At 36.8% G+C, this 19,288-nt stretch carries 23 protein-coding genes; 14 read left to right on the forward strand and 9 right to left on the reverse strand.

What is annotated here, in order from left to right; translation table 11 throughout:
* Positions 1-13: 13 nt before the first annotated feature.
* Genes L3V46_RS08340 through L3V46_RS08355 form a run of 4 tightly spaced genes read left to right on the forward strand, consistent with a single transcriptional unit; the run spans position 14 to position 3,042 of the window.
* The gene (locus L3V46_RS08340) at positions 14-1,501 is read left to right on the forward strand and encodes an NAD(P)H-hydrate dehydratase (RefSeq protein ID WP_239045419.1); all 1,488 of its coding nucleotides are present in this window, start codon (positions 14-16) and stop codon (positions 1,499-1,501) included.
* On the forward strand, positions 1,501-1,773 hold the full coding sequence (locus L3V46_RS08345) for an acylphosphatase (RefSeq protein ID WP_239045420.1): 273 nt from the start codon (positions 1,501-1,503) through the stop codon (positions 1,771-1,773). The genes L3V46_RS08340 and L3V46_RS08345 overlap by 1 nt, the downstream gene beginning before the upstream one ends.
* Before the next feature lie 50 nt (positions 1,774-1,823).
* Entirely contained in the window at positions 1,824-2,708 is an 885-nt protein-coding gene (locus L3V46_RS08350; protein WP_239045421.1) for a hypothetical protein, read from the forward strand.
* Positions 2,701-3,042 (forward strand): hypothetical protein, encoded by a 342-nt coding sequence (locus L3V46_RS08355; RefSeq protein ID WP_239045422.1) that lies wholly within the window; start codon positions 2,701-2,703, stop codon positions 3,040-3,042. The genes L3V46_RS08350 and L3V46_RS08355 overlap by 8 nt, the downstream gene beginning before the upstream one ends.
* Before the next feature lie 128 nt (positions 3,043-3,170).
* Here L3V46_RS08355 and ruvC read toward each other — a convergent pair whose 3' ends face one another.
* On the reverse strand, positions 3,171-3,716 hold the full coding sequence (gene ruvC / locus L3V46_RS08360) for a crossover junction endodeoxyribonuclease RuvC (RefSeq protein ID WP_004719459.1): 546 nt from the start codon (positions 3,714-3,716) through the stop codon (positions 3,171-3,173).
* A 311-nt stretch (positions 3,717-4,027) separates the two neighbouring features.
* On the opposite strand from ruvC, the gene L3V46_RS08365 reads away from it, so the two are divergent.
* Both L3V46_RS08365 and L3V46_RS08370 read left to right on the forward strand, forming a co-directional pair.
* On the forward strand, positions 4,028-4,597 hold the full coding sequence (locus L3V46_RS08365) for an FxsA family protein (RefSeq protein ID WP_004822349.1): 570 nt from the start codon (positions 4,028-4,030) through the stop codon (positions 4,595-4,597).
* 144 nt (positions 4,598-4,741) lie between these two features.
* Entirely contained in the window at positions 4,742-5,371 is a 630-nt protein-coding gene (locus L3V46_RS08370) for a LysE family transporter (RefSeq protein ID WP_004822346.1), read from the forward strand.
* Here the strand turns inward: L3V46_RS08370 and L3V46_RS08375 are convergent.
* Positions 5,368-5,556 (reverse strand): hypothetical protein, encoded by a 189-nt coding sequence (locus tag L3V46_RS08375; protein ID WP_004822344.1) that lies wholly within the window; start codon positions 5,554-5,556, stop codon positions 5,368-5,370. The genes L3V46_RS08370 and L3V46_RS08375 overlap by 4 nt on opposite strands.
* 296 nt (positions 5,557-5,852) lie before the next feature.
* Here L3V46_RS08375 and L3V46_RS08380 point away from each other — a divergent pair, with 296 nt between their 5' ends.
* Positions 5,853-6,104 (forward strand): hypothetical protein, encoded by a 252-nt coding sequence (locus L3V46_RS08380; RefSeq protein WP_004822342.1) that lies wholly within the window; start codon positions 5,853-5,855, stop codon positions 6,102-6,104.
* A gap of 253 nt (positions 6,105-6,357) precedes the next feature.
* On the opposite strand, the gene metK is transcribed toward L3V46_RS08380, so the two are convergent.
* On the reverse strand, positions 6,358-7,524 hold the full coding sequence (gene metK / locus L3V46_RS08385) for a methionine adenosyltransferase (protein ID WP_004719464.1): 1,167 nt from the start codon (positions 7,522-7,524) through the stop codon (positions 6,358-6,360).
* A 270-nt stretch (positions 7,525-7,794) separates the two neighbouring features.
* Between metK and L3V46_RS22840 the strand changes: the two genes are divergently transcribed.
* From L3V46_RS22840 to L3V46_RS08405, 5 genes are all read left to right on the forward strand, one after another.
* Positions 7,795-7,929, forward strand: a complete 135-nt coding sequence (locus L3V46_RS22840; protein WP_270402692.1) for a hypothetical protein — start codon at positions 7,795-7,797, stop codon at positions 7,927-7,929.
* 163 nt (positions 7,930-8,092) lie between these two features.
* Positions 8,093-10,081: a transketolase gene (gene tkt, locus L3V46_RS08390; RefSeq protein ID WP_239045423.1), complete on the forward strand. Its 1,989-nt coding sequence runs from the start codon at positions 8,093-8,095 to the stop codon at positions 10,079-10,081.
* Positions 10,082-10,588: 507 nt separating this feature from the next.
* Entirely contained in the window at positions 10,589-10,810 is a 222-nt protein-coding gene (locus tag L3V46_RS08395; RefSeq protein WP_004822338.1) for a hypothetical protein, read from the forward strand.
* A gap of 3 nt (positions 10,811-10,813) precedes the next feature.
* Complete coding sequence (locus L3V46_RS08400; protein ID WP_239045424.1) at positions 10,814-11,272, forward strand: XRE family transcriptional regulator; 459 nt, start codon at positions 10,814-10,816, stop codon at positions 11,270-11,272.
* A gap of 425 nt (positions 11,273-11,697) precedes the next feature.
* Positions 11,698-11,913 (forward strand): hypothetical protein, encoded by a 216-nt coding sequence (locus L3V46_RS08405; protein WP_004719469.1) that lies wholly within the window; start codon positions 11,698-11,700, stop codon positions 11,911-11,913.
* Positions 11,914-12,120: 207 nt separating this feature from the next.
* Here L3V46_RS08405 and L3V46_RS08410 read toward each other — a convergent pair whose 3' ends face one another.
* Positions 12,121-12,531, reverse strand: a complete 411-nt coding sequence (locus tag L3V46_RS08410) for an OsmC family protein (RefSeq protein WP_096734389.1) — start codon at positions 12,529-12,531, stop codon at positions 12,121-12,123.
* A 309-nt stretch (positions 12,532-12,840) separates the two neighbouring features.
* Here L3V46_RS08410 and L3V46_RS08415 point away from each other — a divergent pair, with 309 nt between their 5' ends.
* A complete protein-coding gene (locus L3V46_RS08415) occupies positions 12,841-13,419 on the forward strand; it encodes a YceI family protein (protein WP_004719471.1) in 579 nt (192 codons plus the stop codon).
* A 234-nt stretch (positions 13,420-13,653) separates the two neighbouring features.
* Here L3V46_RS08415 and L3V46_RS08420 read toward each other — a convergent pair whose 3' ends face one another.
* From L3V46_RS08420 to L3V46_RS08440, 5 genes are all read right to left on the reverse strand, one after another.
* The gene (locus L3V46_RS08420; RefSeq protein WP_239045425.1) at positions 13,654-14,247 is read right to left on the reverse strand and encodes a DUF1566 domain-containing protein; all 594 of its coding nucleotides are present in this window, start codon (positions 14,245-14,247) and stop codon (positions 13,654-13,656) included.
* Positions 14,248-14,537: 290 nt separating this feature from the next.
* Positions 14,538-15,572, reverse strand: coding sequence for a DUF6670 family protein (locus tag L3V46_RS08425; protein WP_239045426.1), 1,035 nt, complete (start codon positions 15,570-15,572; stop codon positions 14,538-14,540).
* Between the two features lie 33 nt (positions 15,573-15,605).
* The gene (locus tag L3V46_RS08430) at positions 15,606-16,229 is read right to left on the reverse strand and encodes a sterol desaturase family protein (RefSeq protein ID WP_239045427.1); all 624 of its coding nucleotides are present in this window, start codon (positions 16,227-16,229) and stop codon (positions 15,606-15,608) included.
* A gap of 113 nt (positions 16,230-16,342) precedes the next feature.
* Positions 16,343-17,341, reverse strand: coding sequence for an AraC family transcriptional regulator (locus tag L3V46_RS08435; RefSeq protein WP_034615236.1), 999 nt, complete (start codon positions 17,339-17,341; stop codon positions 16,343-16,345).
* A 209-nt stretch (positions 17,342-17,550) separates the two neighbouring features.
* Positions 17,551-17,943 carry a helix-turn-helix domain-containing protein gene (locus L3V46_RS08440; RefSeq protein ID WP_239045428.1) on the reverse strand — a complete coding sequence of 131 codons (393 nt, stop codon included), beginning with the start codon at positions 17,941-17,943 and terminating at the stop codon, positions 17,551-17,553.
* Positions 17,944-18,009: 66 nt separating this feature from the next.
* Between L3V46_RS08440 and L3V46_RS08445 the strand changes: the two genes are divergently transcribed.
* Entirely contained in the window at positions 18,010-19,236 is a 1,227-nt protein-coding gene (locus L3V46_RS08445) for an MFS transporter (RefSeq protein WP_239045429.1), read from the forward strand.
* Positions 19,237-19,288 lie beyond the last annotated feature (52 nt).

Consider the following 19,288-nt stretch of genomic DNA (forward strand, 5'->3'; position numbering starts at 1 on the left):
AAAGGACAGAATGATGCATCAGCAAGTTTATCACAGCCGTGAAATACAAGCATGGGAAGCGCGTTGGTTTGCTCAGCAAAATAGCGTTTTTGGTTTAATGCAACAGGTGGCTTGGTCGATTGCGCAACGCTTAAATATTTTGTTTCAACAAGCTTCTCCCCCAATTACCACTGTTGCGCTGTGGTGCGGTGCAGGAAATAACGCAGGTGATGGCTATTGTGTTGCCCATTATTTGCATCAATACGGTTATCAAGTCGAAATATTTGCAACTGAAGCAGGGCATTCTCAGCAGTTAAAGGCGGCAATTGAGTTAGTACAGAAAGATAAAATTAAAATCCACCCACATTTTAATATCGAAAAGCGCTTTGATTGTCATATTGATGCACTGTTTGGTATTGGTTTAAACCGTGATTTGGACGGTGCATTACAAGCGATTATTCAACACTATAATGCCCAATCAGGTTTAAAAGTAGCGATTGATATTCCAAGTGGTTTAAATGCCAATACAGGACAACCTTTACCTGTAGCAGTAAAAGCAGATCAAACATTGACTGTTTTAGGTCTTAAAGCGGGCTTGTTTACAGGACAAGGTCGAGAATATGCGGGTCAAATTGAGCTCATTTCAATTGTTCCTATAGACCCACAATTAAAAGCGGTCGCACAGTTGTCACCCACCCAGATTCAATTACCACAACGCCAAGCGTTCGGTCATAAAGGCAGTTATGGGCATGTTTTGGTGGTCGGTGGGCATGCAGAGATGGGCGGTGCAGTCATGTTAGCTGCTGAATCTGCATTTAGTGCGGGTGCTGGAAAAGTCACGATTGTATGTCATGCCAAACATCACACTGCAATTCTGGCACGCTCTCCTAACATCATGCTGAGAGATATCAACGCTTTAACTGATGTGGATATTCAAAATTTATTAAGCCATGTGGATGCTGTCAGTTTTGGAATGGGTTTAGGGCGTGATGCTTGGGCGAAACAACAATTTTCAAAATGGTTTTCACCCATTCATTTAACCCCACAGCTGCAAGTGGTTTTAGATGCTGATGCTTTGTGGTTTTTAGCTGAACAAGCTGTTCAACTCAATCAACGAACTTACCTGACGCCTCATCCAGGTGAGGCTGCTAAATTATTAAATTGCTCAGTGGCAGAGATTGAAAATGATCGTATTGCTGCGATTCAAAAACTTCAGCAAAAATATTCAGGACAATGGGTACTTAAAGGTTCTGGAAGTTTGATTTTAGAAAAGCATCTATGGATCTGTACTGCGGGGAATGCAGGCATGGGCACTGGTGGGATGGGAGATGTTCTTGCAGGAATGATTGCCAGTTTAAAAGCACAATTTGATGAAAATATTCACTTACATGAAATTGTCACCTTACATGCTTTGGCAGGTGATAGGCTCGCAAAAAACGGTATGCGTGGTTTACAGGCCCAGCAAATGCGTGATGCTGTGTATTATGTGGTCAATCATTCATTGTCAGGAGTGAGTATGTGATGAAAGCGGTAAAATTGTTAATTCGTGGTAAAGTTCAAGCTGTAGGCTATCGTCGTTGGTTTGAAAAAGAAGCCTTACAATTGAATTTAAAAGGCTATGTGAAAAATCTAACTACAGGCGAGGTTGAAGCGGTTGTGGTCGGAGATGAACAAGCGATTTTAAGTTTGATTCGTCATTGCTATGTTGGGCCTTTACGTGCTGATGTTACTAGTATTGAACAACAAAACCTGAATCATGATTTAGACTATACTGATTTTAAGATGGTCCGTTAAAGAGATCATTTAGAATAGCAACCACATACTGATATAAATCAATATTACCCATGATGATCAACAAAATTTTATTAAGCTGTATTTTGATGTGCGGTATTCATACTGAGCTTGTCGCACAACCAGTAGACGCTGTGACGAATAAGAATAAGATTGCTTTAAAAGATTTGGACTTTAAAACTGTGATGAAATCTTTTTATCAAAAACAGATCCAATATGTCAAAATCCCTCAATTAGATCAGAGCAATATACAGTATGTCGGGATTAAAAATGCCGAATATACCCATGTCTTTGATCGTGATGATGCTGTGATTGTATTTAGTCCTGCGAGTGCTTATCAAAATGCTCAAAATGAGTTGCGCTATCTTATAAGTACAACAGAAGTTTCGATAGATAAAAATAATGAATTACTAAACTTTTGTGGTGTATGCGCAACATTTACTAAAATCTACCTATTTAAGAAAAATGCTTTAGGTCAATTTGAGTTAGTGAGCCAGAGTCGGGATGAAAATAGTTGGATGAATGCAGATTTTAATTATTTGCCTTATCCGACTGAAAATATAGTTAAAAATATTCGAAAAATTGGTCCGCGAATAAAAGGCTATGTCGAAGTACAAGCGTATAGTCGACAAGGCTATTCAACTAGCACGCTTTATATCGTCCCATTTGATGAAAACCCTGTAATGGTTAAATTGGAAGTTGCAGAAATTGGGAATGACAATGAAGTGACAGGAAGTGATAAAATCTACAATACACAAGCTGATTATCGTTTTTTAAGCACTGAGCATGATGGTTTGTATGATATTGAAATTCACTATTCTGGTACGCAACAAATTTATGTTGGTGATATTGCTAAAATTGTGCCTATAAATGAAACCCATGTTTATCAGTATAATGAAAAACAGCAGAAGTATATTCGAGTGAAATTACATGATTGATAAATATTTAGTTGTTGGAATTGTATTTGCTGCGTGTTTGGTATTGATTATTTATACCCAACTCGATAGTGGGCAAAAAGAAGATAAGTCTTTGTCATTCAAAGCAAAGTTACAAAAGGAATTTCCAAACTATACCATTCTTGAACGGAATCAAAATTTCATAATTTGTCGAGAAGGGAGTAATCCACGTATCCCTGAAGAGTTGGTATTGATTCGTGTTGATTCAGAACAGAAGAAAAATCTAAGAACTTCTGGGAAAATGTTAATTGCAACCTATACAAAGCAGCCCAGTATTCGTGAGATTCGAAAAGATACTTTCCCTTATTTAACTTGAGATGGGCTCTACCATCTCAATAAATAAAAAACCTTTCAGATCATCTTGGTGATAGCGATAACTTGTTGATGATTGCAATAGCTTGGACTTTGACATGGGTAGAGTGAGGCGTTTTGGTGGTGTATAAATTAACGTCGACGACTACTATTGCGACTCCGCCCACGAGCCATACCGCCTAAAGCATTCAGTACAGCTAATTTGCTCATACTGCCAGAAGCATGGGCATGGCAAATTGCTGCAGCGAGTGCATCGGCAGCATCTTGTTGGGGTTGGATTGATAAGTTAAGTAACTTCATTACCATCATCTGAACTTGTTCTTTGTCTGCAGCACCATAGCCCACAACAGATTGTTTAATTTGACGGGCCGTATATTCTGCAACTTGTAAGTCTAAATTGACCAATGCTGCAATTGCCGCTCCACGCGCTTGTCCAAGTTTTAAAGCGGAATCAGGGTTTTGTGCCATAAATACTTGCTCTACAGCAGCTTCTGTAGGACCATGAAACTGAACAATACGTTCAACTCCAGCAAAAATTCGTTTGAGTCGCTCAGGCATTTCTGTTGTTTCAGTGCGAATTGTACCAGCATCAACAAAAGTAAGTTTTTGACCATCTTTTTCAATGATGCCATAACCTGTTAAGCGTGAACCAGGGTCAATTCCAATAATTAAAGGCATAATACTGCTTATCGTAAGTCTTGCTTCAATTATATGATTCTAAAAATGAATTGTAAGTAAAATTTTAACTTAGTTGTATAATCAAAGTACACAACAGTATTATTTCCCTTAAGCACAACGCTAGGGTGCTCATTATTTATAAAATCTTAGTCAATAAATCGCACAAATACATAAAATCGTTGTCAGAACACAAAATTACCCTTTAAAAATTTTTAACTGCCCATATAAATGATAGAAGCAACGAAATTCATTGTTTTTATATGTGAATTTTCAAGCTCACTTTTAATTTATCTTTGAGATGCCTTGTTTCGATGAAACTTTTTCCTATTATTTTAATTGGTACGATTCTTGAAATTGCTGTATGGATTGGTGTAGCCCAATTCATTAGCGGTTGGTACGTATTTTTCTGGTTTATCATTGCTTTTGTAATTGGTTTAAACTTGTTGCGTTCAAGTACAGCAACAATTATGCCGCAATTACAACAAATGCAAATGACAGGAATGATGGGAAACGATCCTGCAATTGCCAAAAAAATGGCGACAGCATTTGCGGGTATTTTGTTGATGATTCCAGGTTTAATCACCGATGTCTTGGCACTACTGGTTATTCTTCCACCTGTACAGAATGCAATTAAAAATGCAGGTATGAAATATATGGCGAAAAAGCAACAAGCCATGATGAACAATATGATGGGTGGAATGGGGGACATGGGTGGTGCTCAAGGTGAAAACCCATTTGCAGATTTGATGCGTCAAATGCAGGATATGCAGAACCAGCAATCTGGTGGGCAATATCGTGATTCAACCATTATTGATGGTGAAGCGCATGAAGTTGAACCGCAGCATAAACAAATTGAATTGAAAGATGTAAATAAAAAATAAAATACAGTCTATGATATTGAATAGAACGCCGAATCAATGATTCGGCTTTTTTATGTCTGAAATCAACGAAAGCAAGCATAATTTCTTAAACATATTTTTGATCAAACGATATAATCACTGAGTCACAATTTCTAAGATTTTATTATGTCGATGTTATTGACTATTTGTGCACTACACTTTGTTGCACAGTTGAGTCCTGGTCCAGATGTATTACTTGTCGCTAAAAGCTCAGCATCGACAACACGTGCCAATACTGTAAAAATCATTTTAGGCATCTCTGCTGGTGTGGTGGTATGGGTTGCATTAACCTTGCTTGGTTTTACGGTTTTATTGGAACAATGGCCATGGATTCAACAAGTCTTGATGCTGATCGGGGGCTTATTCCTTGCTAAAATGGGCTATGCAATGTTGAAAGGCGGCATTGCAACACTTAAACAAAATACCAATTTAGATGGCGTGATCGAGCAGCCTCCTAAAAACTATTTTCTATTGGGCCTTTATACCAATTTAGCTAATCCTAAGATTGTGATTTATTTTAGTAGTGTTTTTTCATTGGCATTGAGTTCAACAGCAGGTGCAAATTTAAAACCGCAGTTGGCAGTGATTATTCCAATACAAACATTTTTAGTTTTCAGCCTGTTGATGATGATCATGTCAATTCCTAAAATTAAACGCGTTTATCAAAAATCGGGAAGTTATATCGATATTGTTTCAGGAAGCTTTTTCTTATTATTTGCCATTTTCCTTTGGGTCGATGTCTTGAAAATGTTTTAGTGGTCGGGATGTTGTAGAGGATTTACGGGTTGTTGTTGTGACTGTTGATCATTGCGACTATCGTTTTGATCTTGAGTGGCATAGCGATGTGGATCTAAGGTTTTAATATTATTTTCAGATTGCGTGTATTTACGACTGCGATTTGCACGCTCTCTTAAACCGCCTTTTTTAATCAGCTGTACCAAAATAATCTCCAAAACAATATCTTTAACTTTACAGATTATAGCTTGAATCAATGTAATACAGAATATTGAATGAATGATCCACAATTTGATAGCTGTTGATTTATAATCACTTATTTTTAGTATGTAAATTTAAGTTATTGAATTTATGCAAGAATATATTGAAACAAATTTGTCTTGTCAAAAGATATGAATCATGTACACTAAAAAAAGAAACAGATTTTTTGCATTACATATATGGATATAATTGTAGTGTAATAATTAAAAACAATAATAGCGCCATAAAAGGAGATCTGAATATGATTCTACAATATCATTGTGCTTGTTGTGATGAAGCGGTCAGTTCAACACAAAAAGTTTGTCCAAAATGTGGCTCTCAACATATTAAAAGCCCATATGGATTATGGACGTTTTGTCTGGTTGCTTGTTTGATTGCAGCAGTAACGTTTAAAGTGGGACATATTTATTTGCAAAATCACAATACAGAAACCCCAGCGCAAGTTTCTTTATTGAGTGTGTTACAGCCAGATGCTAAATCAGATGGTCAATAATTCGTGTAGATGGTAGGTTTAATTGTATAAAGGTTTGATTTTTTAAAAAACAATAAAATTAGATCATGCTAATGATTAAAATAAACAAACCATTAGAGATGTTTTAAGTTATAAATATCGATAAGATATTTAACATATAGATATTCAGTGGAGTAGAGGAGGAAAAATTTTGAGGTATTCATTCCGATAACATTAATTCAATAAAAAAGCTCGCATTTGCGAGCTTTTTTCAGATTTAGATCTTAGGCTAGAATTACAAATTTGCAGAAGCTTTAAGTGCTTCAACTTTATCTGTCTTTTCCCAAGTAAATGCAGTATCTGAACCTTCACGACCAAAATGACCATAAGCAGCGGTTTGCTTATACATCGGTTGAATTAGATCAAGCATACGGGTGATACCGTATGGACGTAAGTCAAAATGCTCACGAACCAATTGGATAATCAATTCATCAGATACTTTGCCGGTATTAAATGTGTTGATCGAAATCGAAGTTGGCTCAGCAACACCAATTGCGTAAGACACTTGAATTTCACATTTATCCGCCAAACCTGCTGCAACAATATTTTTTGCAACATAACGGCCTGCATACGCAGCAGAACGGTCAACTTTTGATGGGTCTTTACCCGAGAAAGCACCGCCACCATGACGCGCCATACCACCGTAAGTATCTACAATGATTTTACGACCGGTTAAACCACAGTCACCCACTGGACCACCAATCACAAATAACCCTGTTGGGTTGATGTGAAATTTAGTACCTGCATGGAACATTTCAGCAGGGATAATTTTTTTCACGATTTCTTCAATCACAGCCTCTTTAAGATTGGCTTGTGAAATTTCAGGATCGTGCTGAGTTGAAAGAACAACTGCATCTAAACGAACAGGTTTGCCATTTTCATAGGCAAATGTTACTTGGCTTTTTGCATCTGGACGTAACCACGGTAGTGCGCCGTTACGACGTAATTCAGCTTGTTTTTCCATTAAGCGATGCGCATATGAAATCGGTGCTGGCATCAACACATCAGTTTCACGGCTTGCATAACCAAACATTAAACCTTGGTCACCTGCACCTTGGTCTTCTGGTTTCTGACGATCTACACCTTGTGCAATTTCAGGTGATTGTTTACCCACCATGTTAATCACAGCACAAGTTGAACCATCAAAACCTAAATCGGTATGGTGATAGCCAATTCCATTTACGGTATTGCGGACAATAGTTTCAAAATCGACATTTGCAGTCGTTGTAATTTCACCTGCAAGAACGACTGCACCAGTTTTTACTAATGTTTCGCATGCAACCCTAGCGTATGGGTCTTCTTTTAAGATTGCATCCAAGATAGCGTCACTGATTTGGTCAGCCATTTTATCTGGATGGCCTTCGCTCACAGATTCCGAAGTAAAAACAGCATACTCGCGCATGAAAGTCCTATCACAGTAATTTATAAAGACGCAATATGTTACATCGACTTCAGCCTGAGGACTAGCATTACCTGACTAAAATGCATGAATTAAATTCATTTTCATGTGTTTTTAATTGATATGCTCATTAGAAAAATTGATAAAAGATTATGGTTGAGTCCTGTTTTCTGGAAAATTTGCAAAAGCAGGCCGATTTGCATTCAAGTTATCATGACTTTTTATCATGTGAAACGCTTTAGCGAGATCTTGTTCTATTTAAAATTGATCAGTATGAAATTTTCAAAATTTAGACTGAATTGGATGGTGAAAGAGTATCCGAATGTAACCGCATCGCTTAAACATAATCAAATTTGTTTTGCTGATGTTGAGATGTTCGATGTGAATAAGAAAAAAGACCGTTTTTAACGTTGATTTAAGACTATTCGGTATATTTTTTAATTAATTTGCAACCTAAGCGGATAAATATAGACTTAAGTCTTTACCCTGATCGCTTTTTTTAAGACAATACATCCCAGTTTTTGAATTTTCTATTCATCTTCCTATATTTTAATTTATTGGACTCTGATTTATGACAACCCCGCTGAATGAACGTCGTATAGCTAACGCAATTCGTGTATTGGCTATGGATGCTGTGCAAAAAGCTAATTCTGGACATCCAGGTGCTCCAATGGGGATGGCAGATATCGCTGATGTCGTATGGCGTGAATTTTTAAACCATAATCCAAGCAACCCACAATGGGCAAACCGCGACCGTTTTGTATTGTCAAATGGTCATGGTTCAATGTTGCAATATGCTTTGCTTCATTTAACTGGTTATGATCTTTCTATTGAAGATATTAAACAATTCCGCCAATTACATTCTAAAACTCCTGGTCACCCAGAATTAGGTTATGCACCAGGGATTGAAACGACAACAGGTCCACTTGGTCAAGGTGTTGCCAATGCTGTAGGTTTTGCACTTGCTGAGAAAACTTTAGCGGCACAATTTAATAAACAAGATATTCAAGTTGTAGATCACTTCACTTACTGCTTCTTGGGTGATGGTTGCTTAATGGAAGGTATTTCCCATGAAGCATGTTCACTTGCTGGAACATTAGGTCTTGGAAAACTCGTTGTTTATTATGATGACAACGGTATTTCTATTGATGGTGAAGTAGAAGGTTGGTTCTCTGACGATACAGAAGAGCGCTTTAAAGCTTATGGTTGGCAAGTACTTCGTGCAGACGGTCATGATGCAGATGCAATTCGTGCTGCGACAGTTGCTGCGCGTGCAGAAAGCTCGAAACCAACGTTGATTATCTGTAAAACGATTATTGGTTTAGGTTCGCCAAACAAACAAGGTAAAGAAGATTGCCACGGTGCGCCACTAGGTAATGATGAAATTACATTAACTCGTGAAGCATTGGGTTGGAAAGAAGAGCCGTTCATTATTCCTACTGATGTCTATACAGCTTGGGATGCAAAAGCAAAGGGTTCAGCTTCAGAAGCTGCTTGGAATGACGTTTTTGCAAGCTATGCTGCAAAATACCCAACAGAAGCGGCTGAGTTAAAACGTCGTGTGAATGGTGACTTGCCTGCAGAATTTTTGGCACAAGCGGATGCTTATATTGCTGAAGTGAATGCAAAAGGTGAAACCATTGCAACACGTAAAGCAAGCCAAAATGCGATTCAAGCATTTGCACCTTTACTACCTGAAATTTTAGGTGGTTCTGCTGACTTGGCGGGTTCAAACCTTACACTTTGGAAAGGCGCGAAAGGGGTTGAGTCTGATCCTGCGGGTAACTACGTACATTATGGTGTGCGTGAGTTTGGTATGACTGCAATTGCCAATGGTGTAGCATTGCATGGTGGTTTCATTCCTTATGTAGCAACCTTCCTTATGTTTATGGAATATGCTCGTAATGCAGTTCGTATGTCTGCATTGATGAAACAACGTGTGATCCATGTTTATACTCATGACTCAATTGGTCTAGGTGAAGATGGCCCAACCCATCAACCTGTTGAGCAAATTGCCTCTTTACGCGGTACACCAAATTTAAATACATGGCGCCCATGTGACACAGTTGAAGCGTCTATTTCTTGGAAATCTGCTTTAACACGTAAGGAAGGTCCTACAGCGTTAATTTTCTCTCGTCAAAACTTACCATTCCAAACACGTACTCAAGCTCAGATTGAGAATGTTGTGAAAGGTGGTTATGTATTGGCTGAAGAAAAAGGCGAATTAAAAGCGATCATCATTGCGACTGGTTCAGAAGTTTCATTGGCGATGGAAGCATATGCACAACTTGACGGTGTTCGTGTAGTGTCTATGCCATGTGCGGAAGAATTTGTGAAGCAAGATGCTGCATATCGTGAAGCAGTATTACCATCAAATATCCGCGCACGTGTTGCAGTTGAAGCTGGACATGTAGATTACTGGTGGAAATTTGTAGGTTTAGACGGCAAAGTTATTGGTATGTCAACTTATGGTGAGTCTGCACCAGCCAAAGATTTGTTCCAATTCTTTGGTATTACCACTGAAGCTGTTGTTGGTGCTGTAAAAGAATTAACTGCTTAATTCTTGCATCGTTTTAAATATAAAAACGCCCCGAGAGGGGCGTTTTTTATTGCTCTGCATTCACTTTTTTAAAATAAAAATAGAATACATGTGTTTAAAGTTATTTTTCTTTTAAGAAATATGAAGGTTAACCTTAAGCTATCGAAAATAGATCAGCATTATTTAATTGAATGGAAAGTGCTTTGATTAAAAACACCATCATCGATAACGATTAGGCAGTGTTTATTTTCCTTACTGGTTTTTTACGTGGTGTGCTGAAACTAAATTATGATGATCATCACGAGTAGTAAAAGATATAGAGTTTCCTAGTGAGAGTGATCATAGGGAAAGCGTGATAAGTTAGTTTGAGCTTGATAAACTAACTCTTCAATTGAGTGATAAATTAAAAAAATTGAATGTTTTTATAAATGATATTAATCAAAAATTAGAAACAGTGTGTCATTCATTTTAGTTTTGTTGACATGTGTCAACATGTGGTCATATAATTTATTTAGAATAGGTGTAACCATGGATAAGCATCCTAATAAGCATATTCGTGAAGCAATCGAATATGCAATTGAAAATGGGTGGGATGTTGTGGAATCAGGTAAATCATCACATGCATTTTGTAGACTGCGTTGCATAGCAGGGCATACGGAGCATCAAATGAGTGTATGGAGTACGCCTAGAAATCCAGAGAATCATGCAAAGCAAATTATTCGTAATGTTAACCAATGCAATGGAGAGTGAACAATGAATACTTATCACTTTACAATTGTGATTCGTGATGCACGTCCAAATGTAGAAAATTTAGAAGATAAATTATTTGAAGCTGGTTGTGATGATGCTTTGATCTGTAGTTCAAATAGTACTGTTTATTTGGAATTTGATCGCGAAGCGAGCAGTGCTGCTGAGGCAATTAATTCTGCAATTGAAAACATTCAATCGGCTGGATTTAACCAATTAGTTTTGGAAGAGAATGGGGTTGCTTCATTATCTGAAATGGCTGAGCGTGCAGGATTAAGTCGCCAAGCTCTATCACTATATGCATTGAATAAACGAGGTGATGGTTTGTTTCCTACACCAATATATGGCGTATCTACTAAATCTCCTTTGTGGTCATGGCCAGAAGTAGCAACTTGGCTTTTTAAACAAGGCAAGCTTGCTAAAGATCAATATGATGTTGCCCAAGTAAAAGCTTTTTCATCTTGATCAAGGCATAGGCATATTCTTTTAGAGTGGACAAGGTTATGGTAATCCACTAGATATTAAGTTGACTTTTTAGTGGGCTTTTTGCTTTTTTATCGTATAAAAATATTTTCAATAATAAGGTACTAAAGTGTTTATAGATTTAAAAATAGTGTAAGTCTTGGCAATCAGTTTTTTTAGCCGAATATATTGGGGTACAAAATCCCACTCAACTCTAGAAGCAGGTAGGGATATTAAGTGCTATATTTAAATATAAGTTTCTGAATTATAAAGTATAAAAACTCCCAAATTAACACATTTTTATTTTATGAAATTTGTTTGTAAATTAAGTAAATTTTAGTAGCAGTTTTTAGCAATAGGTATATAGTTATGCCATTCATTGGGTATTCATGAAACATAGTGATACATATCCCAGAAGTGAGGAAAATATGAGCCTTTATGAACAAATTAGTGATGAAATTACCTTGATGGACGCAGGTGAGCAAAAGTGGATTGGGCAAGATTTGCCGCTTGAATCTATGGTTGCCGTTGAGTTGCTGTTACAAGATTTTCAAGAAGACAAGTTGATTAAGATCCGCCGTAAAAACCATGAAAAACAATCTGGTTTAAAGCAAGTCGATCGTGTCTTGGTTGAGAAGTTATAAGTTTAAAAGCCCCGAAAGGGGCTTTGATTTTTATAGCTTGTAATTTTAAGAATTAATCTTTATCTAAATTAACAGCTGAAAAAAATTATAATAATACAATCTATGATCAAGGAAATGCTAACTGGGTCAGAAAGTGGATAGAGGGCATTGAACGGGGTATTTATTAATAAGAATACCTGATCCTCTTGTTAAAAAATGAGGGAATTCTTATTCAATACCCAACTCTGTCTGAATTTGGATATTTGAAGTCAATAATTTATGAACAGGGCAGCTTTCTGCAACTTTTAGCAGTCGTTTATGTTGCTCCTCGGTAAAATCACCTTTAAGAATAATTTTCCTTGAAATATTATTTTGACCTGCTTCAGGATCGCCCTCAGGATTTAAAGCTAAATCTAATTGAACATGTTCAATTTTAAGCCCTTTATGATTTGCATACATTTCTAGGGTGACCACAGTACAAGCGCCTAGTGCTGATAATAAAATTTGAATTGGATTCGGTGCAGTATCTTGACCACCTTTATCGCTAGGTTCATCGGCATACCATGTATGTCCTTGTGGATTGGTGAGTGTTACACGATAAGCTGTTTGTGTACTTTGTGCTTGAGCAATATTTGCCATAAAACATTCATCAGATAAAAAAGACCAGTACTATAAATATAAAATTTCCGTAAAATGGTCTAGTGTAATTTATTGAACTTTAAATTTTAGTTTTGAATTTAGTTTCTGATATATACATGGTTTAATTGAGTTTAATAAATTAAAATTTTATAAAACAACATTTTATATTGATTTTTAAGGACTTGATTAAGTTTTAAAAGCGCTCATTATAGAATCGTTGCATATATGCAACATATCGTATTATCAATAACAATGAATTTATACGGGAAGTGTATAAACTAATATCCATTCGATAGCGAGAATATAAAGATGAACTTCAAAGCATTAACATTGGGTTTAGCTGTAGCATCAGTAGCAACTTTTAGCATGGCAAAACCTGTAGATTACAAAATTGATCCAACGCATACTGCAACAGTATTTACTTGGAATCATTTCGGTTTTTCAACTCCTTCAGCAAACTTCAGTGACATCCAAGGTACAATCTCTGTTGATAATGCAAAACCAGCAGACTCATCTGTCAATGTAACTATTCCATTGTCTAGTTTAAATACCAATGTTGCAGCATTAGATGAGCATTTAAAAAATGCAGATTTCTTTGATGCTGCAAAGTATCCAAACATCACTTTTAAAAGTACGAAAGTTCAAGCTTTAGGTAAAAACAAATACAAAATCACAGGTAACTTAACTGTGAAAGATGTGACTAAACCTGTTGTTTTAGATGCTGTTTTAAACAAACAAGGTGAGCATCCAATGACTAAAGCACAGTCAATTGGTTTCAATGCAACGACATCATTTAATCGTTCAGCATTTGGTGTTGGAGCATATGTCCCGAATGTAGGTGATAAAATCACTGTAAATATTACAACAGAAGCTTCTGTAGCGAAGTAATATTTAAATAGATTAAAGGCCTGTAAAGTTAGTTTAACTTGCTTTATAGGCCTTTTTGATCGTCTATTCCTTATTCAATTTAAGATATTTAAATAATCATTACTCACTATGATTTGCTCTAGAGGCAAAATCAGCTATTCTTCAGTCGTTGCAATTCTTTTATATTTTTAAATTTTTTCTAACATTAGCATGATACTGCTTATATAAAATGCTAGACAATTTCTTGCTGGGAAACTAACGGCTATTTCGAACTGCTCTAGAAAAACTATGGTCGTCTGTGTAGTTAATGGTCGGTGCAAAAAAACCAGTCTTAAAGTCGACATTCCATGCCTTATATTTGTAGCCTATAGGTTTCCATGGGGATAATGAACTTGACCAATATTTACCATTAGATGGGGTATTAGGAAAAATATGAGTATCTAATGTAGGGCTAGTTGAATCATCAGCACAGTTAGCCGGAGCTTTTTGCCCATAAGGTAATTTTTTCATTTCAAGTTCATGATCTTGTCCATATTGTCTCCGCTCTTGTTCTGGTAATTGTATTTGTCCTATTTTCCTCCAGCCAGTACTACATTTACGAATTGTTATTAATTCTTTTATTTGGGGAACACGCCAGTTATTTTTACCCTCAAATCCACCATTTTTATTCATTTGATTAAGATAATCTTGTGCATCTTCCCAGTTTTTAAATTCCAAAGGATCACCCTTACAAGTTGAGCCTGTCCATGATTGCCCAATTGAACAACGCATCCAGATTAGACCTGTGGCAGGGTCACGCCATTGCCCAGATTTGCTTAATTGTTCATCCGTTTCTGCGTAAACACTCATAGCGCTTGTTGACAATATTAGTAGCAAGGATGCTTGAATTAAGCTTTTACGCTGCTCAATACAAAGTTTAAATTGGTTAAAGATATTCATTTTGTCTTAGTGCTTAAGGAATAGTTCTCTTTAATTTACTTTTACTTCCCTCCAAAGTAAATGTAGAAAAGACCGAATATCGTATTATCGTTGCCTTGATATATTTCATAACTACATTGATGAATATCGAGCAATGGTAAAGCAGCTGATATATCTGTTTAAACTAGGCTTTTTATCACCTAGTTATAAGTTGAATCGATCTAATCGGTACGGATATCTAAATATTCAATATAACCAGTACCTTCAACTGCACGACCCTTGAATGTACCTTTATATTTATAGCTCCCTGCATAACCTCCCGCCATACCATATTGAAAATCAGCATTTGTTCGACCATCAATATGGATTAACGGATTTCCATTATCATCATTCACATTCCATGAGAAAGTATGAGCTAAACGCATTGATAAACCATTCGGGGTTATAACGCGCTGATCTTCAAATGCATGGACATTAAAATTAAATCCATTTGAATGAATACTACCATGATCATCTGTAGAACGAATATATACTCGACGTTGCAATACCAGATTTAATGGACCAAGGATTTCTACAAGTAGGACTTGAGTTTTCTCATCGATATTTAAAATATGATAAGTAAAATAATTGATATATAAATTTACATCTACTGCACGAGCATATTCATAAGTACACAGTCCTTGAACTGTGGTTTTCTTACCTTGATATTCAAGAAATCCTTCATATTTACATAATAATGCCCAGTGATCATATAAACCCAATGACATTTGTACAAATTGGGCAATTTTATCAGTCGCATGAATCTTTAAATCAAAATTGAAATCATGACCTTCACGCTGCGCATGAAAATTTGGATATGTACCTTCAAGTAACACGTCATGACCAAAACTTAAAGATGAACCATTGCTTTCCAATACACAGTCATTTTCTACACTATAGCCATTAAAATGTTCTTTTGTACCTACTGCGGTACCGATTAATACGTTTGCAGTATCAAGCGCAGTAGTTTGGATTAAATGTTGATTCCGAAAAATTTTTACACGAGGTTGGCCAACCACAATTAATAGATTCAAAAAATTAAATGGTGCTTCAAGATTCGGAATCATAACCCCATAATGAACGCAAGAATACTTTCCTTTTGGTGTATGCGTTGGCGTATTCACATCAAAAGGTCTTCCGTTGATTGTCTCTGAACGATCGATAAAATGATGTAAAAACTTTGGTGCAGCAATATGTTTGGGGAATAATCGTTTCATCTAAATGATCCTTAATACTTTATTTGTTAAAATTTACAGTTCTAATGAGATGCCTTGACGAGTACTTTTTATATCCAATGCACTCTTAGAGATAATTTTAAGATATGATTTTGCAAATATTTTCTGTGATGTCTTATTTAGGATTATTTCAAAATTTTGAGGTAGTTTTATTCCTAAGGGATTGCTTTCTTTAATCGAAAGCTCAGTAAAAACACGTGTTCCCATAATATAATCAAACCACGGACGTGTAACACACCAATTGGCATTTTGATTACTTGCCATATGATGATCATAGTGCCAAGGGATCCGTTTACGCGCGTATTCTGGGTCTAGGTGAGATTTTGCATGTACACGCCAATAATTCCAAATCCCATAATATAAGCCGGCAGTAAAAAATGGTGCAATGGGTAAAAATACAGTTGAAACCGCGGCTAAACCTAACAATACGGTTTTTTCATTATAAATTTCTGCATTTTTAAACATAGATTCACGATATCCTTCATCATGAAACAGATCTGTTCTGGCACGTTTATGATGTGCTATATGTGTGAAGAAAGGGCTATTACGGTGTTTACTTGGAAACTCATGCAACCATACCTTATGTGCATACCATTCAAATCCATTCGCAACTAAAAGGCCAATTGGAAAACCTAACATCTCTGATCCTTTTCAATTAAGAAATAACCATCAGTGTAGAAAAAAACAGCTCATTTCTTTTGACCGAAAAGCTAACTCGTTAAATGTCATTAGAATCAAGTTATAGTGAAAACTTATTTTTGCTTGCGCTGGCGATAATGGGATGGCGTTTCATTTGTCCAACGTTTAAAGGCACGTGAAAAGGCGGAAGGCTCAGAAAAACCAAGTAAATATACAACTTGATCTATGCTTATATTGGGATTCATCAACAGCTTTTTGGCCATTTTTTCACGATAAGTTGCCAAAACTTTTTCAAAAGTCGTGTTAACTTCTTTAAGATCTGCACGAAGTTTTCGGGGCTGTAGCCCTAAATGTTGGGCAATTAATTTTAGATCTAATTGCCCTGATTCTAATAAACCAGAGCTGAGTAAGTTTTCTATATCATTAATCAAATAATATTTATCGACAACTTTCACCTGCTGTTTAGCTACATGCTCATGTATTTTTAATAGCATTGGCTCAGCCGATGCTGAAGCTAAACTCAATATTTCCGCATCAAAAATTATACAGCCGTACTGCATACCTAAACGAGTCGGGCATTTCCAGATACGTTGATATTCATCTAAACTCGCGCCTTCTTGGTAAGGCAACCATATTTCTTTGGGATAAAAATGATTGTTACTGATATAGTTTAAAAAATTAAGCATAACGCTTATGGCACATTCTAGATAATGACGAACTGGGTGCTGAAGATTCGTGATCATTGCATTTTGATTTTCAATGTGTAAATGAGCCACAAAAGCATCGGTAAAAATTTTCTGATAACGCAACGCTCTTTGTAAGCCGTCTCCAAATGTAGGGCTACTCATAAAAATGTATTCTAATATTTCGCCTCTAAAAATGGGGAAATGTTCACCTACATGAAGTCCGATATCCTGATCAGCACTGATTTCTTCAGCTATTTCCCAAAAGCGTTGTTGGGTCGAATTATCTCGCCGAATGGTTTTGTCAGGTGGTTGTTCAGATAATCTTATTTGTGAAAATATCCGATTTGCGTCCAAATTCATTTTATTTAGGGTGTGATATGTTAACCAGAGGAAAACACCAGAATCACTAGATTTACTTTGATCCATAAATCAAAAATACCGATTTCAACAGATACAATTTATATTCGTAGATCAGGCTACAAACGTATAAAAGTCATCAAAATTTAAGCTTGTTTTATCATCTTAGAGAAAGCCATTTGACTGTTCAATGTCATTGCGTGCTAATTTTAATTATTGTTCTACAATCTAATTTAGCTATTCAGCAAATACGCCTAACAACCTTTTTAAAAAGTCTTTTATTTATGAGCAGCCTTTTCAACTAGTCGCTTAAAACTAGGACATTGCAAATGCGATGGTGCAGGGCAGTCACCTACGTGACGAAGTATGTCACGAAGTGCGATCAATTTATGAATTTGAAGATCAATCTCATCAGCTTTTTGGTGAATAACACTTGGTGAAAGATCAAGTGCACCACGACTATCGAACATTGCTGCGATTTCTTTAAGTGAAAAGCCTGCTGATTTTCCCATTGAAATCAAAGTGAGTCGTAACAGAACTTCAGAAGAGAATTGTCTACGTAATCCATGGCGAGAAATTGAGAAAATCAGACCGATTTCTTCGTAATAGCGTAGTGCTGAAGGTTTAATTCCACTTTTTGCTGAAACTTCACCAATATCAAGAAATTTCATACTTGACCTCAAGTCAACTTGAATTAGTAGTATGTGATTAAACACCACTGCTGACAAGAGCGCAACATGACAGAGCAGACAGAATCATTAACATTGACAAACAAGACCCAAACTGGAATCACTATCACTTTGGCGTTATCCATGCTATTGGCATCGCTGGGAACAAGCATTGCTAATATCGCATTACCCACACTAGCTGAGGTCTTTTTACTGCCATTTATTCAAGTACAGGCTGTTGTAATTGGATATCTGATCTCGTTGACGATCACGGTTGTGATTGCTGGACGCTTAGGTGATCGATATGGATGTAAGTCTATGCTGATCGTTGGACTGCTTATATTCAGTTTGGCTTCACTGCTATGTAGTGTTGCACCCAGCTTATGGATATTGGTTGCTGCACGATCATTTCAAGGAATAGGTGCGGCATTCTTAATGACACTTGCAATGGCACTTACACGTCAGACCGTCAGTAAATCACAGTTGGGAAGAGCAATGGGAATGCTTGGAACAATATCTGCTTTAGGTACAGCACTTGGACCAGTGTTGGGCGGGTTTCTGCTTGTCGTGAGCGGTTGGCAAAGCATTTTTGGATTACAGTTTATACTTGCGGGTATCGCGATTATTCTGGCTAGGGTACTGCTGCCTAATGATTACATTAAAAAACAAATTCCTGCGCTAACTTCTTTGCAAACAGACCAGAACATAACACCAAACCTTATGGTTAATTCGTTGGTTGCAGCTGTTATGATGACCACACTTGTCATTGGACCTTTTTATCTCAGTCTTGGTCTAAACTTGGATCAAATACAAGTGGGTTTGATTATGGGGATTGGGCCAGTGGTTGCTATCTTAAGTGGGATTCCATCGGGTCGACTTGTCGATCGTTGGGGCAGTCGCTATATCGTCATTACAGGGTTAATTTTTCTGATTATCGGTAGCTCGATGCTCGCTATCTTACCGAAATTGATGGGTATAAGTGGCTATATTATGCCGATCATTATTTTGACTTCGGGTTATCAGTTGTTTCAGGCAGCCAACAATACCATGACCTTGGCAGATGTTCCCAAAGCTCGACAAGGGATAGTATCAGGACTTCTTAGCTTATCTCGTAATATGGGCTTAATTATCGGGGCTTCAGTGATGGGAGCTATTTTTTCATTTGGTGTCGGCACAAATCAGCTCACTCAGGCAACGGCTTTAGCAATCATTGATGGGATGCAACTTACCTTTATCTGTGCTGGAGCATTGATGGTTGTGGGCTTACTCATCAGTTGTGTCTCATTTCGTAGATAATATTGATCAGAAGGGCTTGTAGTGCAATCGTATAAAATGAGCCAGATTCAAC

Origin of the sequence: Acinetobacter sp. AG3 (assembly GCF_022343575.1) — a bacterium.
Lineage (GTDB): Bacteria > Pseudomonadota > Gammaproteobacteria > Pseudomonadales > Moraxellaceae > Acinetobacter > Acinetobacter guillouiae.

Excerpts from the sequence above, each read along its gene's own strand:
- L3V46_RS08410 (WP_096734389.1), bottom strand. The coding sequence starts at position 12,531 with ATGGCAAATATTGCTCAAGCACAAAGTACACAAACAGCTTATCGTGTA.
- L3V46_RS08355 (WP_239045422.1), top strand. The coding sequence starts at position 2,701 with ATGATTGATAAATATTTAGTTGTTGGAATTGTATTTGCTGCGTGTTTG.
- L3V46_RS08445 (WP_239045429.1), top strand. The coding sequence starts at position 18,010 with ATGACAGAGCAGACAGAATCATTAACATTGACAAACAAGACCCAAACT.
- metK (WP_004719464.1), bottom strand. The coding sequence starts at position 7,524 with ATGCGCGAGTATGCTGTTTTTACTTCGGAATCTGTGAGCGAAGGCCAT.
- L3V46_RS08340 (WP_239045419.1), top strand. The coding sequence starts at position 14 with ATGCATCAGCAAGTTTATCACAGCCGTGAAATACAAGCATGGGAAGCG.
- L3V46_RS08420 (WP_239045425.1), bottom strand. The coding sequence starts at position 14,247 with ATGAGTGTTTACGCAGAAACGGATGAACAATTAAGCAAATCTGGGCAA.
- L3V46_RS08425 (WP_239045426.1), bottom strand. The coding sequence starts at position 15,572 with ATGAAACGATTATTCCCCAAACATATTGCTGCACCAAAGTTTTTACAT.
- L3V46_RS08395 (WP_004822338.1), top strand. The coding sequence starts at position 10,589 with ATGGATAAGCATCCTAATAAGCATATTCGTGAAGCAATCGAATATGCA.
- L3V46_RS08400 (WP_239045424.1), top strand. The coding sequence starts at position 10,814 with ATGAATACTTATCACTTTACAATTGTGATTCGTGATGCACGTCCAAAT.
- L3V46_RS08345 (WP_239045420.1), top strand. The coding sequence starts at position 1,501 with ATGAAAGCGGTAAAATTGTTAATTCGTGGTAAAGTTCAAGCTGTAGGC.
- L3V46_RS08405 (WP_004719469.1), top strand. The coding sequence starts at position 11,698 with ATGAGCCTTTATGAACAAATTAGTGATGAAATTACCTTGATGGACGCA.
- ruvC (WP_004719459.1), bottom strand. The coding sequence starts at position 3,716 with ATGCCTTTAATTATTGGAATTGACCCTGGTTCACGCTTAACAGGTTAT.
- L3V46_RS08415 (WP_004719471.1), top strand. The coding sequence starts at position 12,841 with ATGAACTTCAAAGCATTAACATTGGGTTTAGCTGTAGCATCAGTAGCA.
- L3V46_RS22840 (WP_270402692.1), top strand. The coding sequence starts at position 7,795 with ATGAAATTTTCAAAATTTAGACTGAATTGGATGGTGAAAGAGTATCCG.
- L3V46_RS08430 (WP_239045427.1), bottom strand. The coding sequence starts at position 16,229 with ATGTTAGGTTTTCCAATTGGCCTTTTAGTTGCGAATGGATTTGAATGG.
- L3V46_RS08370 (WP_004822346.1), top strand. The coding sequence starts at position 4,742 with ATGTCGATGTTATTGACTATTTGTGCACTACACTTTGTTGCACAGTTG.
- L3V46_RS08350 (WP_239045421.1), top strand. The coding sequence starts at position 1,824 with ATGATGATCAACAAAATTTTATTAAGCTGTATTTTGATGTGCGGTATT.
- L3V46_RS08435 (WP_034615236.1), bottom strand. The coding sequence starts at position 17,341 with ATGGATCAAAGTAAATCTAGTGATTCTGGTGTTTTCCTCTGGTTAACA.
- L3V46_RS08365 (WP_004822349.1), top strand. The coding sequence starts at position 4,028 with ATGAAACTTTTTCCTATTATTTTAATTGGTACGATTCTTGAAATTGCT.
- L3V46_RS08440 (WP_239045428.1), bottom strand. The coding sequence starts at position 17,943 with ATGAAATTTCTTGATATTGGTGAAGTTTCAGCAAAAAGTGGAATTAAA.
- L3V46_RS08380 (WP_004822342.1), top strand. The coding sequence starts at position 5,853 with ATGATTCTACAATATCATTGTGCTTGTTGTGATGAAGCGGTCAGTTCA.
- tkt (WP_239045423.1), top strand. The coding sequence starts at position 8,093 with ATGACAACCCCGCTGAATGAACGTCGTATAGCTAACGCAATTCGTGTA.